19 protein-coding genes are annotated in these 20,399 nt (G+C 64.6%); 7 read left to right on the top strand and 12 right to left on the bottom strand.

The window, feature by feature from the left end:
- Positions 1 to 28: 28 nt before the first annotated feature.
- The 4 genes from H535_RS0103020 to H535_RS30250 form a co-directional block, all read right to left on the bottom strand.
- A complete protein-coding gene (locus H535_RS0103020) occupies positions 29 to 214 on the bottom strand; it encodes a hypothetical protein (RefSeq protein WP_026818367.1) in 186 nt (61 codons plus the stop codon).
- 76 nt (positions 215 to 290) lie between these two features.
- Positions 291 to 425, bottom strand: a complete 135-nt coding sequence (locus H535_RS30160; RefSeq protein ID WP_281171214.1) for a hypothetical protein — start codon at positions 423 to 425, stop codon at positions 291 to 293.
- Positions 422 to 598 (bottom strand): hypothetical protein, encoded by a 177-nt coding sequence (locus H535_RS28860; RefSeq protein WP_211236514.1) that lies wholly within the window; start codon positions 596 to 598, stop codon positions 422 to 424. The genes H535_RS30160 and H535_RS28860 overlap by 4 nt, the downstream gene beginning before the upstream one ends.
- A gap of 9 nt (positions 599 to 607) precedes the next feature.
- A complete protein-coding gene (locus H535_RS30250; RefSeq protein WP_342667710.1) occupies positions 608 to 2,506 on the bottom strand; it encodes an alpha/beta fold hydrolase in 1,899 nt (632 codons plus the stop codon).
- A gap of 90 nt (positions 2,507 to 2,596) precedes the next feature.
- Here H535_RS30250 and H535_RS0102995 point away from each other — a divergent pair, with 90 nt between their 5' ends.
- The 3 genes from H535_RS0102995 to H535_RS0102985 all read left to right on the top strand — a co-directional run bounded on the left by H535_RS0102995 (position 2,597) and on the right by H535_RS0102985 (position 4,583).
- Positions 2,597 to 3,016: a winged helix-turn-helix transcriptional regulator gene (locus tag H535_RS0102995; RefSeq protein WP_026818366.1), complete on the top strand. Its 420-nt coding sequence runs from the start codon at positions 2,597 to 2,599 to the stop codon at positions 3,014 to 3,016.
- 421 nt (positions 3,017 to 3,437) lie between these two features.
- On the top strand, positions 3,438 to 4,067 hold the full coding sequence (locus H535_RS23180) for an MBL fold metallo-hydrolase (protein WP_081416411.1): 630 nt from the start codon (positions 3,438 to 3,440) through the stop codon (positions 4,065 to 4,067).
- An 87-nt stretch (positions 4,068 to 4,154) separates the two neighbouring features.
- Complete coding sequence (locus tag H535_RS0102985) at positions 4,155 to 4,583, top strand: GNAT family N-acetyltransferase (protein ID WP_035768188.1); 429 nt, start codon at positions 4,155 to 4,157, stop codon at positions 4,581 to 4,583.
- A gap of 39 nt (positions 4,584 to 4,622) precedes the next feature.
- Here the strand turns inward: H535_RS0102985 and aspS are convergent, their stop codons facing one another.
- Positions 4,623 to 6,422 carry an aspartate--tRNA ligase gene (gene aspS, locus H535_RS0102980; protein ID WP_026818364.1) on the bottom strand — a complete coding sequence of 600 codons (1,800 nt, stop codon included), beginning with the start codon at positions 6,420 to 6,422 and terminating at the stop codon, positions 4,623 to 4,625.
- A 99-nt stretch (positions 6,423 to 6,521) separates the two neighbouring features.
- On the opposite strand from aspS, the gene H535_RS0102975 reads away from it, so the two are divergent.
- Complete coding sequence (locus tag H535_RS0102975) at positions 6,522 to 7,760, top strand: APC family permease (RefSeq protein WP_035768186.1); 1,239 nt, start codon at positions 6,522 to 6,524, stop codon at positions 7,758 to 7,760.
- Positions 7,761 to 7,821: 61 nt separating this feature from the next.
- On the opposite strand, the gene hisS is transcribed toward H535_RS0102975, so the two are convergent.
- Positions 7,822 to 9,198, bottom strand: coding sequence for a histidine--tRNA ligase (gene hisS / locus H535_RS0102970; protein ID WP_026818362.1), 1,377 nt, complete (start codon positions 9,196 to 9,198; stop codon positions 7,822 to 7,824).
- A gap of 246 nt (positions 9,199 to 9,444) precedes the next feature.
- On the opposite strand from hisS, the gene H535_RS0102965 reads away from it, so the two are divergent.
- From H535_RS0102965 to H535_RS27560, 3 genes are all read left to right on the top strand, one after another.
- Complete coding sequence (locus H535_RS0102965; protein ID WP_051298508.1) at positions 9,445 to 10,290, top strand: peptidylprolyl isomerase; 846 nt, start codon at positions 9,445 to 9,447, stop codon at positions 10,288 to 10,290.
- 56 nt (positions 10,291 to 10,346) lie between these two features.
- Positions 10,347 to 11,882: a DUF349 domain-containing protein gene (locus H535_RS0102960; RefSeq protein ID WP_026818360.1), complete on the top strand. Its 1,536-nt coding sequence runs from the start codon at positions 10,347 to 10,349 to the stop codon at positions 11,880 to 11,882.
- A 96-nt stretch (positions 11,883 to 11,978) separates the two neighbouring features.
- Entirely contained in the window at positions 11,979 to 12,653 is a 675-nt protein-coding gene (locus H535_RS27560; RefSeq protein WP_051298421.1) for a hypothetical protein, read from the top strand.
- On the opposite strand, the gene H535_RS23170 is transcribed toward H535_RS27560, so the two are convergent.
- The 6 genes from H535_RS23170 to ruvA all read right to left on the bottom strand — a co-directional run bounded on the left by H535_RS23170 (position 12,622) and on the right by ruvA (position 20,399).
- Positions 12,622 to 15,030 (bottom strand): RelA/SpoT family protein, encoded by a 2,409-nt coding sequence (locus tag H535_RS23170; RefSeq protein WP_081416410.1) that lies wholly within the window; start codon positions 15,028 to 15,030, stop codon positions 12,622 to 12,624. The two genes, H535_RS27560 and H535_RS23170, sit on opposite strands and share 32 nt — an antisense overlap.
- Positions 15,031 to 15,234: 204 nt before the next feature.
- Entirely contained in the window at positions 15,235 to 16,248 is a 1,014-nt protein-coding gene (gene secF, locus H535_RS0102945; RefSeq protein WP_026818359.1) for a protein translocase subunit SecF, read from the bottom strand.
- Entirely contained in the window at positions 16,248 to 17,978 is a 1,731-nt protein-coding gene (secD, locus tag H535_RS0102940; RefSeq protein WP_026818358.1) for a protein translocase subunit SecD, read from the bottom strand. The genes secF and secD overlap by 1 nt, the downstream gene beginning before the upstream one ends.
- Positions 17,979 to 17,983: 5 nt before the next feature.
- Complete coding sequence (gene yajC, locus H535_RS0102935; RefSeq protein ID WP_026818357.1) at positions 17,984 to 18,484, bottom strand: preprotein translocase subunit YajC; 501 nt, start codon at positions 18,482 to 18,484, stop codon at positions 17,984 to 17,986.
- Positions 18,485 to 18,621: 137 nt separating this feature from the next.
- Positions 18,622 to 19,737, bottom strand: coding sequence for a Holliday junction branch migration DNA helicase RuvB (ruvB, locus tag H535_RS0102930; protein ID WP_026818356.1), 1,116 nt, complete (start codon positions 19,735 to 19,737; stop codon positions 18,622 to 18,624).
- A complete protein-coding gene (gene ruvA, locus H535_RS23165; RefSeq protein WP_051298504.1) occupies positions 19,734 to 20,399 on the bottom strand; it encodes a Holliday junction branch migration protein RuvA in 666 nt (221 codons plus the stop codon). The genes ruvB and ruvA overlap by 4 nt, the downstream gene beginning before the upstream one ends.

Genomic DNA, 20,399 nt, shown 5'->3' with positions numbered 1-20,399 from the left:
TTTCGTCGGTGTTGGGTGTCTCCGCAGGTTATGCCACGGGCACGATCGGTGTGTCGACCAGGTCGGCGGCCCCGCCCTGGAGCCCGTTGAACGCTCTCGCGTTCGCCTCGTGCGGAACCCCCGGCGCGATGGCGCTGACATCGGACAGCCGCTGGTACGGCTCGTTGTCATTGGTGGGACCCTTCGGTTGTCGGGCGTGATCCAGCGGAATCACCCGTATGCGCTCTGGAGAGCAACGCGGGTACCGGGATGGTGCCCCGTTTGGGCACAGACTCCCGTCGGGCTGTAGCTCAGGCCAGGGTCAGCACCGTCTTGCCGGCGCCGGACTTGGTGGACTGTGCAGTGGCAGCCCGGTCGAGGGGGAACGTCGCGGCGATGGTGGGGGTGAGCTGGCCGGCGATGGTCAGCGCGGCCAGGGCTGTCATGCCCGCGCCGTCTGCTTCGACGAACAGTCCGGCCAGGCGGATTCCCCGCTCGCGGCATGCACTCGGACGAGGACTTCCCCGATACCGGGTTCGGGCACTTCGATGGTGGTGGACTTGAGGACCTCGGGGCCGCCGAGTTCGTCCTGGCTGATGGCCCGCATCGTGTTGTTCATGTTTTCTCCTTACCGGTGGACAGGTGAATGGTGTTCCAGCAGGGCTTCGGTGAACTGTTCCCAGTACTGGAAGATGCCGCCGTGGCCGGCGTTCGGGTAGATCACGAGCTTGCTGTCCGGGATGCGGCGGTGCATGTCCTCGGACAGTTCCGAGGGGACCATCCGGTCGTGGTCGCCGTTGGCGATCAACGTCGGGGCAGAGACCGAGGACAGGTCCTGGGGCTCGGCCCTGCCCCAGGCCTTGATAGCCTTCAGCTGGGTTCCGAAGGCCTGCCGGGTGATGGGGGCGTCCCGGTCCATGACGCGTTCATCCAGCCGCTGCAGGTACTTCCTGGCCGCCGCTTTGCCGGTCTTGTCCCTGTTGAAGAAGAGGAACTCCTTCGCATCGGTGCGCGCTGCTGCGCCGCGGACCATGTCCCAGTACACATACGCCGCTCCGGTGGGCCGGTTGATGCCGGCCCCGCCTGCTGGGCCGGTTCCGGCCAGCGTGAGGCGCCGCACCAATCCGGTGCGGTCCAGCGCGATCTGCTGCGCGATGAAGCCACCCAGGGAGAAGCCGACGAGGTCCACCTCGGTGAACCCCATCGCCTCGATGAAGCCGACGGCGGCCTCGGTCATCCCCTTCACGGCAGGGGGCAAGGTTCCGCTTGACGCGCCCACGCCGGGCAGGTCCACCGCAATGACGCGGTGATGGCGGGCCAGCGCGTCCATGAGGCGGGGATCCCAGTTGTCCAGTGTGGCCCCCAGATGTGTCAGCAACACAACAGGTGTGCCGCCGGAGGCACCGAGCTCTCGGTACGCCAACGTCTCGCCGCCCGCGACGATCCGCTTGGTCGGAGCCGTCACCCACGTCGGTGCCGTGGTCTGCGATCGCCCGTCGACCTTCATTCCCTCGGCATCGCGGTGCGCAGCCGAATCGGTGCTGACGAGTACCTTGCCGCGAATGCCTCCGGACAGCAGCGCTCCTAGTGCTGCCGTGGTCTGGTCGAACGGCAGAATCCGGTCGATGACCGGTCGGATGGTGCCCTGGTCCACGAGTTGGGCAATGGTGCGCAACTGGTCGCCATTAGGCTGGATGAACAGGAAACGGTAGTTCACGCCCAACCGGCGGGCTCGCCGGCGCATGCCGCTGCTCAGGCCGCGGATCACAGCCTTCACCACCGGGCTGACCCCCGCCTGCGCCGCAAAGTCCGGGTCCGGCGGCCCGGTGATGCCGACAACGGTGCCGCCTGTCCGCAGAACGCCCAGGGACTTCTTCAACGTATCGCCGCCCTGGCTGTCCAGGACGAGGTCGACGCCGGAGAGCTTCTCTGCGAAGTCCTCGGTGCGGTAGTCGATGACGATGTCCGCGCCGAGTTCCCGGACCAGGTCGGCATTGGCTGCGCTGACCGTGGTGGCCACGGTAGCGCCCAGATGCCTGGTCAGCTGAATGGCCACCGAACCCACGCCCCCCGACCCGCCGTGGATCAGGACGGTTTGGCCGGCATGCAGTTGCCCCATCTCCACGAGTGCATTCCACGCGGTCAGGCCGTTCACCGGCAGGGACGCGGCCTCCGTCATGGTCACCGTGCTTGGCTTCGACGCGAGGGCCTTCTCATCGATGGCAATCAGCTCGGCGAAGGCCCCCATCCTGGCCAGGTCCGCATAGGCGAACACCTCCATCCCCGGTTCGAACTGGTTGGCCAGGGACCCGGTGGCCACCACCTCACCGGAGAACTCGCTGCCCACGACCATCGGGAGCTTGAACGGGAAGACCTGCTTGAACTCCCCTGAACGAAGACGCTCATCGCCGTGGTTGACGCCCGAGGCCTTCATCCGCACCAGAACTTCGTGGTCGCCCAGGACCGGTTCGGGCACGTCTGCCTGGCGCAGCGGGGACCCATACCTCTGTAAGACGAACGCCTTCATGCCAACTCCTGCAGGGATCTTCAGTGGTTGTAAACTGTCACCAGTGACCCTATCAGGCTGGTAACACAGTGCAACTACTTGGAGGTTGTCTTGATCACGTCGCCACGTTCGGGATGTCCGGTCAACCGAGCCCTCGAAGTCGTCGGAGATCAGTGGAGCCTGGTGATCCTGCGGGATGTCATGGCCTACGACCGTCGCAGCTTTCGTGAACTGTTGACTGCCAACGACGAAGGGATCAGTGCACCTGTGCTGTCCAGGCGCCTGGCGGATCTGACGAGTGCGGGGTTCCTATCCAAAACCGAGGCCCCGCGTGGAAAGCAAGGACGGTACTCGCTGACCGAACTCGGGATCCGAACGATCCCACTGATGGCGGAGTTGGCGAACCTGGGCGTCGCCATCGATCCATCCACCGCAGCACAGAAGCCGGAGTTCATGCGCTCAGGCAATAACGACGAACTGGACTCCAGGACCGATGACCTGCGGAAACAGCACATCAATGCGGATGCGTGACCGACCTGTCTCTCCCGCCCGATGACCTGGGGTCTGACTGCGCAAACGCATGAGCCCTCACCTTCTATTAGATAACCTGCTCTGGAGATTTGTGCGACGGTCGTGCCTTCGGCCCGTGCCTCTGACCCGAATCCGCGGGTAGGGGAAATTTAGGCTTGGAATCCTGGTAACGGCAGGGCGGTCACCTGATTTTCTGCTTTCGGACATGGCTGTAGCCCGGCTCTCGTGCCGGGTGAACGGAAACTCCGACCGCGTCTCGGATGGTCCTTCCTCATGACGGCTGGACAATGGCGTGGGCGCGGCGTCAGCCGGGTCGGGGCAGTTGCTGCAGCCTGGGTAAGACCGTGGCCAGCAGGTTCGGCCCGGGCGGCCGAGCCGGGCCACGGTCCGGCGGCCGCGGCCGTTGCCGTGATCGGTCCCGGTGATTTCCTGGATCCAGGAACTGACAGCGCAGCCCATTGTGGCAGGCTTCTCGACGCATCCCGATTGGGATCACGTGCTCTGGCACGCCGAGCTCGGCCAAGCTCCCCGTTACGGCACAGCCCCCTGTGCGACCTTTATGCGAGATGTGCGGTCGAACGAGGACTGGAAGGCCCGCGCCTACGACGGGCTACCGCCGGAAATCGCCGACGAGACACCGCTGGACCTATACGGCCTCATCACCGGTCTGCCCGCACAAACCGTGCAGATTCCTTGGGATGGCCCAAAAGTCCGGATCATCGAACATCCGGCGCATGCACCGGGCCATGCGGCGCTGTTCATCGAAGAACGCGGGATTCTCGGCGCCGGCGACATGCTTTCTGATCTCTTCGTTCCGATGCCCGACGTGGAAAACGCCGCGAATCCGATTGACGACTACCTGATTGGACTGCGGTTGCTTGAGGACGTGGCGGACGACGTTGATGTCGTCATCCCCGGTCATGGGTCCGCCGGCGGAGCTGATCAGGTACGCGCGCGGATCACACAGGATCGCGCGTACGTGCATGCTTTGCGTGACGGCCGTAAACCCAGGGACCTAAGGATCGAATCACCTAAGCCTGGCTGGGAGTGAGTAAGCGATATGCACACCGGGCAAGCCCGGAGCCTCGATGAACGTGGATCCTGCACGAAGCCGACCTCGGCGGCGTATGCTTAGCCCATGAACGATTCCCGGGTCCATCTGGCCGCTGCCACTTCTGTCCCGCTGCGCGATCTGGTCCGGCTCTATGCGGCCGTTGGCTGGACTGCCTATACCAAGGCCCCGGAATCCCTCGCCGCCGCCATCAGCGGATCGTCATACGTCATCACCGCGCGGATGAACGGCGAACTGGTCGGGCTGGCCCGGGCCGTCTCGGATAACGCCACCATCTGCTACATTCAGGACATCCTGGTCGATCCTCAGTATCAGCGGTCAGGCCTGGGACGGCAAATGGTGGAAGCCATCCTCGGCCAGTACCCGGACGTGCGCCAGAAGGTGCTGGTCTCCGATGCCGAACCCGGCCAGCGTGCCTTCTATGAGTCCCTCGGATTCACCGAGGCCTCCGACATGGACCCGCCCATCCGCGCTTTCGTGAAGTTCGACGACTAGAGGGCTGGGGCGGGCCGACGGATGGCGCCGCTTCCATGGTCAGCTCTTGGGGCCGCCAGCTGTGCCCGCACCGGGCTTATCGACAACGGGTTTGGCGTCGACGCCGGCCTCCTTGCGCTGTTCTGCGGTGATCGGCGTCGGGGCACCGGTCAACGGGTCGTAGCCGCCGCCGGACTTCGGGAAGGCGATGACGTCGCGGATGGAGTCGGAACCGGCGAGCAAGGCAACGGTCCGGTCCCACCCGAGGGCGATTCCGCCGTGTGGCGGTGCTCCGTATTTGAAGGCTTCCAGCAGGAAACCGAACTTTTCCTCCGCCTCGGCGTGATCCAGGCCCATCACATCGAACACCCGTTCCTGCACGTCGCGGCGATGGATACGGATTGACCCCCCACCGAGCTCGTTGCCATTGCAGACGATGTCGTAGGCATAGGCCAGAGCGGATTCGGGGTCCTTGTCGAAGGTGTCCTGGAACTCCGGTTTGGGCGCGGTGAACGCGTGGTGGACGGCGGTCCACTTGCCACCGGCGATCGCGACGTCTCCGGAGGCTTCGGCGGTCTCGGCCGATTCGAACATCGGAGCGTCAACGATCCATACGAAGGCCCAGTCGTCTGGATCGATCAGCCCCTTGCGGTGGCCGATTTCGACCCGGGCCGCGCCCAGCAGCGCCCTGGATGGTGCTGCCTCGCCGGCGGCGAAGAAAATGCAGTCACCTGCGCGTGCACCTGTCTTCTCCGCCAGGGACGAGCGTTCGTCGTCGCTCAGTTGTTTCGCCACCGGCCCGGACAGTTCGCCGTCGTCGCCGATCAGCACATAGGCAAGTCCCTTGGCGCCGCGCTGCTTGGCCCACTCCTGCCAGGCATCGAGCGCACGGCGCGGCTGCGCCGCCCCGCCAGGCATCACCACGGCGCCCACGTACGGGGCCTGGAAGACCCGGAAATCGGTTCCGGCGAAGTAGTCGGTCATCTCGGTCAGTTCGAGGCCGAAGCGCAGGTCCGGCTTGTCCGTGCCGTACTTGGCCATCGCGTCCCAGTAGGTCATCCGCTGGATCGGGGTTTCGATATCGACGTCGATCAACGTCCACAGTGCCTTGATCAGTTGCTCGCCGAGCGCGATGATGTCGTCCTGCTCGACGAAACTGGCCTCGATGTCCAGCTGGGTGAATTCGGGCTGCCGGTCGGCGCGGAAGTCCTCGTCCCGGTAGCAGCGGGCGATCTGGTAGTACTTCTCAAAGCCGCCGACCTGCAGCAGCTGCTTGAACAGCTGCGGGGACTGCGGCAGCGCGTACCAGGATCCCGGTGCCAGGCGGGCAGGGATCACGAAGTCGCGGGCGCCCTCGGGCGTCGAGCGGGTCATCGTGGGCGTCTCGATCTCCACATAGCCATCCTGGTGGAGCAGTTCGCGGGCCACCCGGTTGGCTTCGCTGCGCAGCCGGATGTTGGCGGCCGGCCCCGGACGGCGCAGGTCCAGGTAGCGGTGCGCCAGGCGCGCCTCTTCGCCGACCTCTACATGCTCGTCGATCTGGAACGGCAGCGGATCAGAGGTGCTGAGGACTTCAACGTCCGTTGCCATCACTTCGATGTCACCGGTGGCCAGGGCAGGGTTCTCATTGCCGGCGGGCCGCCTTTCCACGCTTCCGGTCACGCGCAGCACATACTCGTTGCGCAGCGCGTGGAACACTTCCTCTTCGCGGACCACTATCTGTGCAACACCCGAGGCATCCCGCAGGTCCAGGAAGGCCACTCCCCCGTGATCGCGGCGCCGCGCGACCCAACCGGTCAGTGTGACGGTCTGTGAAATGTGGTCGGAGCGCAAAGATCCGAGCTCGTGTGTGCGCAGCACAACAGTCCTTTCGCGTAAGGTAATAGGGGCAACGTCATTCGAGTTTACCGTTGATGCGCGGCCGCGGATGCCAGCGCTTCGGACTGCTTGGAGGCAGCGATGAGTGGTGCAGCCGGATTGAGGCGCCAGCTGGGTGGTTTCGACGCCACCACTGTAGGAATCGGGTCGATGATCGGCGCCGGAGTTTTTGTGGTCTTCGCTCCTGCTGCCGCCGCCGCAGGATCGTGGCTGCCGTTGGCGGTGCTCATTGCCGGCTTCGTGGCCTATTGCAATGCCACCGCCTCGGCCCAGCTGGCCCGGGTCTATCCCACCAGCGGCGGGACTTACATGTACGGCCGCGAACAGCTTGGCCCCTGGCCGGGATTCATCGCGGGCTGGTCTTTCATTACCGGCAAAACCGCTTCATGCGCCGCCATGGCCCTGACGTTCGGCCTCTATGTGCTCCCAGGCTACGAAACCGCCGCGGCGATCGCCGCCGTCGTGCTGCTCACCGCGATCAACCTCACCGGCATTACCCGCACAGCCCTGGCGGCCCGGATCATCGTTTCGTTTGTGATGGCCATCCTCGCCTTCCTGGTGGTGGTCGCCTTCAACCCCACCAGTGCCGCCCCGGCCGAGGGGTTGCATCCCGGTTCCGCTGCCGGCGTGCTGCAGGCCTCCGCGCTGTTGTTCTTCGCCTTCGCCGGTTACGCCCGGATTGCCACCATGGGCGAGGAGGTGCGGGAGCCGAAGCGCAACATTCCGCTGGCCATTGTGGGGGCGCTGGCCGTGGTCCTCGTGCTGTACCTGCTGCTGGCCTTCGGCTTGATGAATGCGCTCGGTGCGCCGCTAGCGGACACCGTCACCCCGTTGCTGGACCTGGCCGGCGACGTCGGCGGGTCGGTGGGCACTGTCACCGTCACCGTGGCGGCTGCGGCAGCCAGTCTGGGTGCATTGCTGGCGCTGATCGCCGGGGTGGGCCGCACCAGCCTGGCCATGGCACGCCACGGGGACCTGCCCCGGCCGTTGTCGAGGGTCGGATCCAGGTTCGCAGTGCCATTCGTCGCGGATATCACCGTCGCCGCCGCGGTCATCGTGCTGCTGCTGACCACCGATGTGCTGACGGTGATAGGTTTTTCCAGTTTTGCCATACTGATCTACTACGCAGTGACCAATATCTCGGCGCTGACGCTGGCCGACCGGCCGTGGTACTGGCCCCGGATATTGAACGTGGCCGGGCTGGCGGGTTGCCTGGTGCTGGCGTTCACGCTGCCGACGTCCTCGGTGCTGGTGATGCTGGCGATTTTGTTGGCGGGAGTGATCCTGCGCGCCGCCGTGCCGCGCAAACAGGGCGGCTGAATAGACCGGCCAAGCAGGGCTTCCGCGGGGGCCCGGCCCGACGGTCCGCGGGAAGCCCGCCTCAGCCGCCGGGAATGACGGAGGGGGCAAGGTCTTCGGCCGGTGGTGACCAGACGTAGGGGTCGGCCGTCGTCTGGTCGCCGCTGCGGATGTCTTTGACCTCATGGGTGCCGTCGTCGTTGGTAAACCAGACGAACGGAATGCCCCGGCGGTCGGCATACTTGATCTGCTTGCCGAACTTCGCGGCCGTGGCGGCGACTTCGACTGCTATGCCGCGTGTGCGCAGTGCGTCGGCGACGTCCTGGGCGGACGACCAACTTTCGTCATTGTTCAGCGACACCAGCACGGCGGTCGGTACCGGGCGGGACGCGGTGGCCAGTTCCTGATTCAGGATCCGCTGCACCATCCGGGTGACGCCGATTGACAGTCCGACGCCGGGGAACGTGGTGTTGCCCTTGGTGGCCAGTGAATCGTACCGCCCTCCGGAGCAGATGGAGCCCAGTGATTCGTGGCCCAGCAGCACAGTTTCGTAGACGGTGCCGGTGTAGTAATCGAGGCCGCGGGCGATACTGAGGTCGGCCAGCACCCGCCCCGGCGCCCGCTTGGTCGCTTCCGAAATCACCTGCTCCAACTCGGCCAGGCCCTCGTCCAGCAGCTCATTGGTGACACCGAGCGCCCGCACCTGTTCGACAAAGGAGGTGTCTTCGGCCCGGATGGAAGCCAGCTTCAGCGCGGCCTCCGCCTGGTCGCCGGTGGCACCGAGTTCGCTCTGCAGCAGGCCGGCGACCTTTTCCGGACCGATTTTGTCCAGTTTGTCGATGCTGCGCAGCACCCCGGCGGTGTCCTCGAGCCCGATCCCCCGGTAGAAGCCTTCGGCCAGTTTCCGGTTGTTGATCCGCAACTGGAAGTCCGGGATGGGCAGGGAACCGAGCGCATCGACAATCACCAGCGCCAGCTCGACGTCGTACCGGAACGGCAGCTGCGACTGACCGACCACGTCAATATCCGCCTGGGTGAACTCCCGGGCCCGGCCCTCCTGGGGGCGCTCGCCCCGCCAGACCTTCTGGATCTGGTAGCGGCGGAAGGGGAAGACGAGGTGGCCGGCATTCTCCACCACGTAGCGGGCGAAGGGGACGGTCAGGTCAAAGTGCAGGGCGAGTTGGTCGTCATCGGGCCTGCCGCTTGCCCCTGCCGGCCGGCCGCCGTCTGATTCGCCGTCCGTTCCATCCTCTTCCTGCAGCCGGGAGACACCATAGACTTCCTTGTCGATCTCTCCCTTGCGCAGCAGCTGCCCGACGGTTTCCACCGCCCGGGTCTCGATCGAAGAGAATCCGTGCAGTTCAAAGACACGGCGCAGGGTGTCGAGCACGTGCAGCTCCACCAGCCGTTCGTCCGGAAGCAGTTCCGGGAACCCTGAGAGGGAAGCTGTACGTGCCATAGATACCTGACTCCTTAATATGGGATGCGTATACCGGGTTGACTGCTGGTGATTACCGAATTAAGCGGCACGGCGCCACGCGCCTACACTGGTCCCGGCGCGTTCATTTTATGTGGTGGAGGTTCCCGACCGCGAACCGGCGTGCGCGAGGCGCCGGTATCGGCCGGGCGGGTGCTTGCCAACTGAGCCGACACAGGAGGGGATGTGGCCCAAAACCGACAGCAGCAACGGCTCCGGCTGGCCCGCATGGAGGCCAAGCGGGAGCTGCGGCTGGCCCAGGTGCAGCGCAGGCGGAGGGACAACATGCTTGCCTCGCTCAGTGCGCTGGTCGTTGTCGTGCTGGCTGTCGTCCTGCAGTTGACCACCTTCGTCAACAATCCGACTGTGGCCGAAATGGCGGCTATTGAAGAGTCAATGGAAGTGCCGTCGTCCAGCCGCGCCCCGACCCCGGGCACCAGCGCGACTGCCACGCCGTCGTCGTCGCCGTCACCCTCATCGGCACGGTCAACCTCAGCGGCACAGTCACCGACGGCGGCCAGTGCCGGCAAGACCAACAGCGGCCCCGTGCCGCCGGCTTCACTGGCAGCCGGTCAGTCTTTCACGGGAACCATCGCCACCAACTTTGGCGCGATCGATGTCAAACTCAACGGCGACAAGGCGCCGCAGGCGGTCTCGGTGTTTAAAACCCTGGCCGAAAAGAACTACTTCAAGGGCAAGAGCTGCCACCGGTTGACCACAGGCAAGCAGCTGAAGGTGCTCCAGTGCGGGTCCAAAAACGGTGACGGCGCGTCGGATCCGCAGTACCAGTGGGGCCCGGTCGAAAACACGCCGGCCGATGGGAAGTATCCGGCCGGAACTATCGCCGTCGCCCGCGGCTCCGGGGAATACTCGCACGGTCGGCAGTTCTTCATCGTGTACGAAGACAGCACCATACCGCCGCAAACCGGCGGGTATACGGTGATGGGGCAGGTGACTGGCGGACTCGACGTCGTCAAGGAGATCGCTGCCGCCGGGATCAAACCCGGCAGCGGCTCTTCGACAGATGGCGCGCCGGCGGGGCCTGTGACGATAGACTCATTCACATTGAACTAATAGGTTCTTCGCACTCGCGAGTGCGGGGGCGGACCCGACGCGAAAGACTTATAGCGGTGACAGACAGTCAGAAACCCGACGAAACACCCCAGGCCGCGCAGGCCTCCGAAACTGCTGAACAGGCTGGACCTCAGGCCCGGCCTGAGCAGCACGAGCAGCCGCAACAGGCGGAGCAGCCCGAGCAGCCCGAGCAGCCTGAGCGAAAAGAGCAGCAGCCGGCTCCGAAACCGAAGCCTTCGCCGCGTCCCGGGCCACCGCCGACCCCGGCTGCCATAGCGCCGAAGGTTGGCACAAGCGCCGCTCAGCCCGCGGCCCCGGCAGCTGCACACCATACGACGACGGTCGCCGAGGCCGCCAAGTGGGCACGGGTCGACGATGAAGGCCATGTCTTCCTGCAGGAGGACGGAACCGAGCACAGCGTCGGCCAGTATCCCGATGCCACGGCGGAGGAAGCGCTGGCATATTTCGCGCGCAAGTATGACGACGTCGCCGCACAAATTGCGCTGCTGGAGCAGCGGGTGACCGCCAAGGCCCCGACTACGGACATGAACAAGGCGCACGAGCACCTCCAGGAGCAGGTGACCGAGCGCGCGATCGTGGGCGACGTCCCTGCGCTGCAGAGAAGGCTGGACCGGCTGCGCACCGACATTGAGTCGCTGAAGGAGACCGAGCGCGCCGAACATGAGGCGGCGAAGGCCGCCGAGACGGCGGCGCGCGAAGCCATCGTCGTCGAGGCCGAGAACATCGCGGCCGCTGATCCGGCCACATTGCAGTGGAAACACAGCAGCGCCCGGATGAACGAATTGTTCGAAGAGTGGAAATCCGCGCAAAAGAACGGCATGCGGCTCGGCCGCAGCACCGAGGACGCCCTCTGGAAGCGGTTCCGCTCGGCCCGCACCCAGTTTGACCGTCACCGCAGGGCGTTCTTCTCCCGGCTGGACAGCGAAAACGCCGAGGCCAAAGCCGCCAAGGAGGAGTTGATTGCCCGGGCGGAAGAGATGTCCTCTTCAACGGACTGGGGCCGCACTACCGGTGAGTACCGGAAGCTGATGGATGAGTGGAAGGCCACAAAGCGCGCCAACAGGAAAGACGACGACGCGCTGTGGGCCCGCTTCCGCGCGGCACAAGACACGTTCTTCACGGCCCGGAAGGAGGCCAACGCGGAACTGGACCAGGAGTTCGCCGCGAACCTGAAGGTGAAGGAGGAACTCATCCGCGAGGCGCGGGCCCTGCTGCCGGTCAAGGACCTCAATGCCGCCAAGAAGTCCCTGCAGTCCATTCGCGACAGGTGGGAGCGGGCCGGAAAGGTCCCCCGCACCGACATGTCGCGTGTCGAGGCCGGACTGCGCGAGGTCGAGGATGCGGTGCGCGGGGCGGACGAGGATCACTGGCGCAAGAGCGACCCGGAAACCAAGGCCCGCACCAGCAATGCGTTGAACCAACTGGAATCGGCCATCGCCGGCCTCGAGGACGACTTGGCCGCCGCCCGTGCCGCCGGCGACCAGAAGAAGATCGCCCAGGCCGAGGAAGCGTTGCACGCCCGACAGCAGTGGCTGGACCAGATCCAGAAGTCGGCCGAAGATCTGCACTGACACCGCCCGCGCCGCCGGTGGCCCGGCGTCGAGCTTATCCACAGTCGCCGCGCCGGCGGATTGTGCCCGTGGACCGAAGCGCGGCAGGCTGGACCTATGCCTTTGAACGCTCAGCCCGCCGGACGGCGCGTCGTCCCGCTGGTGCCCCATGAGACGGCGTCCGGTGACGACGTGCTGCAGGTGGACGGGCCATTTTCGGCCAGCGAGCTGCAGGCCATGGCGCACGATGGACTGCTGGTTCATCTCTGTGGTGCCACCTACCTGCGAGCCGGAGCACGCCCGGGCCCGCAGATCCGTGCCCGGGCGATGGCCGCTGAGCTGCCTGCCGCGCTGCGGGACAGAGCCGTGATCGGACGGCAGAGTGCGTTGTGGATCTACACCGGTGGGCAGGTTCCGGCGAAAATCAATCTGCTCATCGACCACCGGCGCCGCACGTCCGCGCTGCGGCCCTTCAGTGGCTGCCAACTGCACGAAGTACGCCTGGCCGCCGATGACGCCGCTGCGGTCGGCGCCGCGGAAACCGCCGTCACCACGCCGCTGCGCACAGCCGTGGACATGGCGCTGTACGCTCCGGAGGCCGAATCCGCCGCAGCGGTGCAGGCGCTGACTTCGCATCCGATGCTGGATTGCCCGCTCGAAACCGTCGGCGCCAGGCTGGAGTCACTGGTGAGGGTGCCTCGCAAACGCGCCGCGCTCGCCCTGGTTGATGCATTGATCGCCGCGCGTGACCCGGCGACGACTACTGCTGTTCCCGGGCCGGCGAATCGGTAGTGCGGTAGACGTCGAAGACGCCATCGATCCGCCGTACGGCACTCAGCACATGGCTGAGATATTGCGGATCGGCCATTTCGAAGGCGAACTTGGACAGAGCCACGCGGTTGCGTGCAATATTCACGCTGGCCGCCAGAATATTCACATGGGACTCCGAGAGCACCCGGGTCACGTCCGAGAGCAGGCTCTTCCGGTCCAGTGCTTCGACCTGGATTTCGACCAGGAAGACACTCGACTGGGTCGGCGCCCATTCGACTTCGACGATCCTGTCCGGCTGATCCAGCAGCTGCTGGGCATTGGTGCAGTCACCGCGATGGACCGAAATACCGGATCCGCGGGTGACGAACCCAATAATGGGGTCGGGCGGAACGGGGGTGCAGCACCTGGCGAGCTTGACCCAAACGTCCTCCACTCCCCTGACCATGACACCCGAGTCGGTGGATTTGGAGCGCCGCTGGGCCAGCGGCACATCGATCCGGTCGGTTTCCTCTTCGGCCTTCTTCGGGCCACCGCCGAGGGACTCCACCAGTTTGTCGATCACGCTGGCGGCTGAGACGTGGCTGTCCCCCACTGCCGCATACAACCCGGAGATGTCCGCGTACTTCATATCGTGCGCGACGGCGGTCAACGCATTGTGGGTCATCATCCGCTGCAGCGGCAGATTCTGCTTCCGCATCGCACGGGTGAGCTGGTCCTTGCCCTTTTCTATCGCTTCTTCGCGGCGTTCCTTGGTGAACCACTGCCGGATCTTGTTACGCGCCCGCGGGCTCTTGACGAAGCCTTGCCAGTCCTGGCTGGGACCGGCGCCTTCGGCCTTGGACGTGAAGACTTCCACCCAGTCGCCGTGGTTGAGCTCGCTGTTCAGCGGCACGAGTTTACCGTTGACCCGCGCCCCGATGGTCCGGTGCCCCACTTCGGTGTGCACCGCGTAGGCAAAATCCACGGGGGTGGACCCGGAGGGAAGCGCCATTACCTCGCCCTTGGGGGTGAATACGAAGACCTCCGCGGCGTTGATTTCGAAACGGAGCGCATCGAGGAATTCGTCCGGGTCAGCGGTTTCCTGCTGCCAGTCGGCCAGCGACCGCAGCCAGTCCATATCTCCGGCCTTGTGGTCGGTTCCGCTGCCGCCTTGATTCTTGTACTTCCAGTGCGCGGCGACACCGTACTCGGCACGGCGGTGCATATCGTGGGTCCGGATCTGGATTTCCACCGGCTTTCCCGCCGGTCCGATCACCGTAGTGTGCAGCGACTGGTACATGTTGAATTTGGGCATCGCGATGTAGTCCTTGAACCGCCCCGGCAGCGGATTCCAGCGCGAATGCAAAGAGCCAAGCGTGGCGTAACAGTCCCGGACGGAGTCGACGAGCACCCTCACGCCCATCAGGTCGTGGATGTCGTCGAAGTCTTTACCGCGCACGATCATTTTTTGGTAGATCGAGTAATAGTGCTTCGGGCGGCCGGTGATCGTGGCCTTGATCTTCACCGCCTTGAGATCTTCGGCGATCTGCTCGCGTACCGTCGACAGGTACTTTTCCCGTTCCGGGGTCCGTTCCCCCACCATCCGCACGATTTCCTCATATACTTTGCCGTGCAGGGCGGCGAAGGAAAGGTCCTCGAGCTCCCATTTGATGGCGTTCATCCCCAGCCGGTGCGCCAGCGGGGCGAAGATTTCCAGCGTCTCATGGGCCTTGCGGGCGGACGATTCGGCGGAGACGAACCGCCAGGTCCTGGCATTATGCAGCCGATCGGCCAGTTTAATCACCAGCACGCGCACATCTTTGGCCATCGCCACGACCATCTTGCGCACCGTCTCGGCCTGGGCGGCCTCGCCGAAGGTAACCTTGTCCAGCTTGGTGACACCGTCGACCAGCATCGCCACTTCCGGGCCAAAATCCACCCGCAACTGCTCCAGGGTGTAGTCCGTGTCCTCCACCGTGTCGTGCAGCAATGCCGCGGCCAGGGTGGTACCGGTCATTCCCAGCTCGGCGAGGATGGTGGACACCGCCACCGGATGGGTAATGTACGGGTCGCCGCTCTTCCGTTTCTGGCCGGTGTGGTGGCGCTCGGCGACCACGAACGCGCGCTGGATGAGGTCGAAATCCTCTTTGGGGTTATTGACCCGCACCGTGCGGAGCAAGGGTTCCAGAATGGGCGAATACCCGCTCGGCCCCCGGCCGGTCAGCCGGGCGATGCGCGCTCTGGTGCGTTCCCGCCGGCCCGGGAACGTCGGCCGCGAGCCCGTCGCCGGCGTGTTCCCGGCACCGGTGGCGGTCGCCGTGCCTTCGGTTGTTGCTCCAGTTGGTCCTTCGGCTGTGTCTTCGACGGCGGCGCCGCTGCCGACAGCATCCGCCCCCGGGCCTGGCCGCGCGGGAACCATCGGCTTGCGAGGGCTCTCACCGGCCTCGTCGAGCGCTCCGGAGGTGCCACGCAGTGCCGACTGCGAATCGGGCCGTTCTGCCACTGGGCTCCCTTCTCCGGCGTACCGGCAGACACAAACGCATACAGAATCGACGGATTCCCGCCGCGTCCACATCCCCAGTTTATGCCTGTGAAGGGATATGCATAAACCCGCGGATGAACCTCACGCCGTGGCGGTTTGCTGGTCGGCCTCCGCGGCTTCCCGGCTCCGGCGCTGGCGGACTTTTTTGGCCTGCTTCTGCAATTCGGGTTCGCGCTCGCGCAGCCAGGAATACATAGGTGCGGCCACGAAGATCGTCGTTGCCGCACCGATCAGGATGCCGATGAACAGTGCCAGCGCCAGGTCACGAAGCGTTCCGGCGCCCAACAGGAAGACACCTATGACCAGGATTGAGGCCACGGGAAGCACCGCCACCACCGAGGTGTTGATAGAGCGCACCAGCGTCTGGTTCACCGCGAGATTCACCTGTTCGGCGAAGGTCCGCTTGGTGGACTTGTCGATCTCGACGGTATTTTCCCGGATCTTGTCGAAGACCACCACTGTGTCATACAACGAATACCCCAGGATGGTCAGGAAGCCGATAATGGCCGATGGCGTCACTTCGAAGTCACTCAGCGAGTACAGTCCCGCCGTGGTGATCAACACCGTCACCATGCCGCTGATGGAAGCCACCGACATCTTCCATGTCCGGAAGTAGATCGCCATCAGCACCGATGCCAAGGCCACGAAGATGACCAGCCCCTGGATCGCCTGCCGGGTGACATCCTGCCCCCACGCGGGACCGATATAGGTCGATGTCACTTCCTGCTTCGAGACGCTGTACGCCTCTCTGAGCGCGTCGCGGACGTCAAGGGTCTGCTCATCGTCCAGCTGGTTCGTCTGCACCCGTATGGTGTTGTTGGAAATGTTGGTCACCCTGGGCTCAGCCTCGGGAACGACGGCGGTGACGGCCTCTTCGCCCTTGGAGATGTCCTCGTTGGCGACGTTGGACACGGTGAACTGCGAACCGCCCTGGAAATCAATGCCGAGATTGAACCCGCCCTTGAAGATCGGAATCAGGATCGAGATGACAATCAGCACCAGGGTGATTGAAAACCAGATCTTGCGCTTCCCGATGAAGTCATAGGAGCGTTCGCCGGTGTAGAGCTCATTACCGAATGTGGAAAACCGGGCCATTACTTGCCTTCCTCTTCAGAGCCCTTGGAAGAGCCGGCCATCGATTCCTGTCCGTTGGCGGCCTCCGCCTTGCGACGCTCGGCAATGGTCTGCCGGCGACCGGCTTCGCCAGCGGCGGCAGCGTTCTTGCCGCTCTTCGGCGGTGTCCGGTCCGTTGCCGTCCTCACCCGTCCGGCACCGCGGTACAGCGGAACGACGCCGAGCCGCTCCGGATCCAGCCCCGAGAGCCTGTGGCCGCCTGCGAAGAAGCGGGTGCGCGCCAGCATTTGGAGCGTCGGGTGGGTGAACATGAATACAACTATCAGGTCCGCGACAGCTGTCAACCCCAGCGTGAACGCGAAGCCACGCACGTTGCCGACGGCGACAAAGTACAGCACGATGGCGGCCAGCAGGTTCACTGCCTTGGAAGCCAGCACCGTTTGCTTGGCGCGCCGCCAACCGTTCTCCACGGCCGAGACCAGCCCACGTCCGTCCCGCAATTCGTCACGGATCCGTTCGAAGTAGACGATGAACGAGTCAGCGGTCTGGCCAATTGCCACAATCAGGCCCGCCACGCCGGCCAAGGACAGTCTGTAGTTCTCGGTCCAGCCCAGAATGCAGATCGCCAGGTACGTCATCACACCGGCCACCACCAGCGAAGCCACCGTGACGAAGCCGAGGGCACGGTATTGGAGCAGCGAATAGACCACGACCAGCAGCAGGCCGATGGCTCCGGCAATCAGCCCCGAACGGAGCTGATCCTCGCCAAGTGTGGCCGAGATTTGCCGTTCGCTTTGAATGTCGAAGCTGATGGGCAGTGCACCGTATTTGAGCTGCTCGGACAACGCCCGGGCCGTGTCTTCGGTGAAGCCACCGGTGATTTGGGCGTCGCCGTTGGAGATGACGCTGTTGGTCTGCGGCGCGGAGATCACCTTGCCGTCGAGCACGATGGCGAACTGGTTCTTCACGCCTTGCATCGAGACCAGGCGGCTGGTGACTTCCTCGAACTTGGCGGTGCCCTTGTTATTGAAGTCGATGTTGACGGCCCACTGGCCCAGGCTGGCGCCGGTGGAGTTCTGTACCTGCCCAAAGCCGGCATCAGTGATCAAGTCGCCTTGCACCTCGACAGGTCCCAGAATGTACTTGGTCCCGGTCGTCGGGTCGCACGACACTACGGCCTCGTCAAGGGGCTTGTCCTTGACCGGAGCCTGGGCCGCCTCGCCGGTGCAGTCCAGCGCCTCGTACTTCTTCATCAGTTGCGCGTCGATCCAGTTGGAATCGCTCGCCCCGGTGGGTTCTGCCGACGGAGTGGGCAGCTGGTCTTCGGGAGTGCGCTCCTTTGGCGGCACCGGATCACCATTGCCGACCTTGAGCACGGGACGGAACTGGAGCTGAGCCGAGGTCTGGATCAACTCACGGGTCTCGGCCGAAGGAATGCCGGGCAGGCTGACCACCACGTTGTCGCCGGACTGAGTGGTGATTTCGGCCTCGGTGACGCCTGACCCGTTGACACGCTCGCGGATGATCTCCACTGCCTGCTGGAGCTGCTGATCAGTGATCTCTTTATTGCCGGCTACTTCCGGCGTAAGGATCATCTGAGTGCCGCCCTCCAAGTCGAGGGCGAGCTTGGGTGCCCAACTCGCGTTGCCCCAGACTGTCCCTCCGACGAGGAGGCCGGACAGCACCAGGAAGACAACACCGAGCCATACCAGGACACGTCTGGCTACGGTGGCCGGACCGGTTCGAGCCATAGTGTTCAGCGGTCCTTGTCGTTGTCATCCTCGTGAGGGCGCCGGGCACTCTCGTCAGGACGATCAGCGGCGCTGTCGGCCCGATCGGTGTCGCTGTTCGGACCGGCGTCCGATCCGGTCAGGGCGGACGCGTCGTCGGGCACGACGGTGTCCTGGCTGTCCTGGTTGTCCTGGTTGTCCTGGTCTTGTTCGACCGTTGTCAGGATCTTGGTCACTGACTGGCGGTGAACGGTGGCCTGGGTTCCGGGCGAAAGTTCGAGGACCACCTTGTTCTCGGCTTCATCGAGCGAAATCACGGTGCCGAAGAGCCCGTAACTGGTCATGACCTCCACGCCGGGAGCCATCTTCGCCTGCTGTTCCTGCATCTGCTTCTGGGCCTTTTTGTTCCGGCGGAACATCATGAAGATGAAAATGCCGAAGATGGCCAGCATAATCAGCAGGAAGGGGTCGAATGGCAATGAACCCTCGGAACCCTGGTTGGATTGGGCCAAAACGTGTACGAACAAGGTTGTGTTCCGTTCCTCTACATCTGTGGTCTGTGCATTGTGCCACCTGGCACAATCGTCCGTCCGATGGCTCAACCTGTAATGAGTTGGGCACGACAACGGTGCCGGACGTTATACCAGTCTAAGCTGATAAGTGCTTAAATTCCGTCTTCGCCGGTCTCCTGCATCCATTCTGGTCTATTTTCGCCGCTTCCCGGAGACGATGAGAACAATTCAGCCTGCCCGGCCATCGACATGTGAGCCGGTAGCGGAAGTTCCAAATGTTCCCACGCGGTCACCGTGGCAATGCGACCCCTGGGGGTGCGCCCCAGCAGACCTTCGCGCACCAGATACGGCTCGGAAACCGTCTCGACCGTCTCCGGCTCTTCCCCCACGGCGATGGCCAGTGTGGACAACCCTACAGGGCCACCGCCGAACTTGGTGATCAGCGCGTTCAGCACCGACCGGTCCAGCCGGTCCAGTCCCCTTTCGTCGACCTCGTACATGTCCAGCGCCGCCGAGGCTGTGCGGGAGTCGATTTGCTCGACGCCATGGACCAGTGCCCAGTCACGGACCCGCCGCAGCAGCCGGTTGGCAACACGCGGGGTGCCCCGTGAGCGGCCGGCGACTTCGGCAAAGCCGGCCGAATTCACCTTCAGGTCCATCAACAAGGCCGAGCGCCGCAACACCAGTTCCAGCTCGTCGACGGCATAGAATTCCAGTTGGCCGGTGAATCCGAAGCGGTCGCGCAGCGGCCCCGGCAGCAGGCCCGCCCTGGTGGTGGCGCCGACGAGGGTGAATTGCGGCAGGTCCAGCGGGATCGCCGTCGCGCCGGGCCCCTTACCCACCACGATGTCGACGCGGAAATCTTCCATGGCCATGTACAGCATTTCCTCGGCCGGCCGGGACATGCGGTGGATCTCGTCCAGGAACAGCACTTCGCCTTCGCCAAGCGACGACAGGATCGCCGCCAGGTCCCCGGCGTGCTGGATGGCCGGTCCCGAACTAATCCGCAGGGGTGCGTTCATTTCCGAGGCCACAATCATGGCCAACGTGGTCTTGCCCAGGCCGGGAGGGCCCGAGAGCAGCACGTGGTCGGCGGAACGGCCGCGCATCCGGGAGGCTTCCAGCAGCAGCGACAGTTGCCGGCGCACCCGTGGCTGGCCGACAAAGTCGTCCAGGTTTTTCGGCCGCAGGGCGGCTTCCAGCGCGCTTTCGTCAGGCTCTTCGGCTGAAGAAACCAGAGGATTTGCGGCCGTGTCGTCTTCGCTCATCGGCCTGCCGGTGCCTTGGAAGGAGCAGAAGCAGCAGGAGCAGCAGAGGCACGAGAGCCCTTGGAACCATCCTGGCCCAGCATGCGCAGGGTCAGCCTGAGGATCTCGCCGACGTCGCCCCGGGCGGCGACCTCCGGCGCATCCTTGGTGGCCTGCTCGATGGCGGACGTGGCGTCCTTCTCGGACCATCCCAGGCTGGTCATAGCGTCAAGCACCTGGGGTTTCCAGCTTTCACCGGTCTGGGGCTGTGCCGTGTCGTCGAGGGGGACCAGTTTGCCGGCCAGTTCGAGCACAATCCGCCGTGCGCCTTTGGGACCAATGCCGGGGACCTTGCTGAACGCCTTGTCATCGCCGTCGGAGGCAGCAACACGGATCGCCTCCGGCTGATGGACCGCGAGCACGGCCAGCGCGAGCCGGGGGCCGACGCCGCTGACGCCGATCAAGGTCTCGAAAACTTCGCGTTGCTCGCCAGTTTCGAAGCCGTACAGCGTCATCGAATCCTCGCGCACCACCATTGACGTGCACACCCGCGCCTCACGGCCGGCATGGAGCCCGCTCAAGGTCTGCGGTGTGGCCTGCACCAGCATGCCGAAGCCGTTCACATCGATAATGGCTGAGTTCAAGTGGACCTCGGCCACCGTGCCCTGCAGTGAACTGATCAT

It is taken from the genome of Arthrobacter castelli DSM 16402, from assembly GCF_000430705.1.
Classification (GTDB): Bacteria; Actinomycetota; Actinomycetes; order Actinomycetales; family Micrococcaceae; genus Arthrobacter_C; species Arthrobacter_C castelli.
Note: the sequence above shows the minus strand (reverse complement) of the source record. Positions and strands in the feature narration are given on the sequence as shown.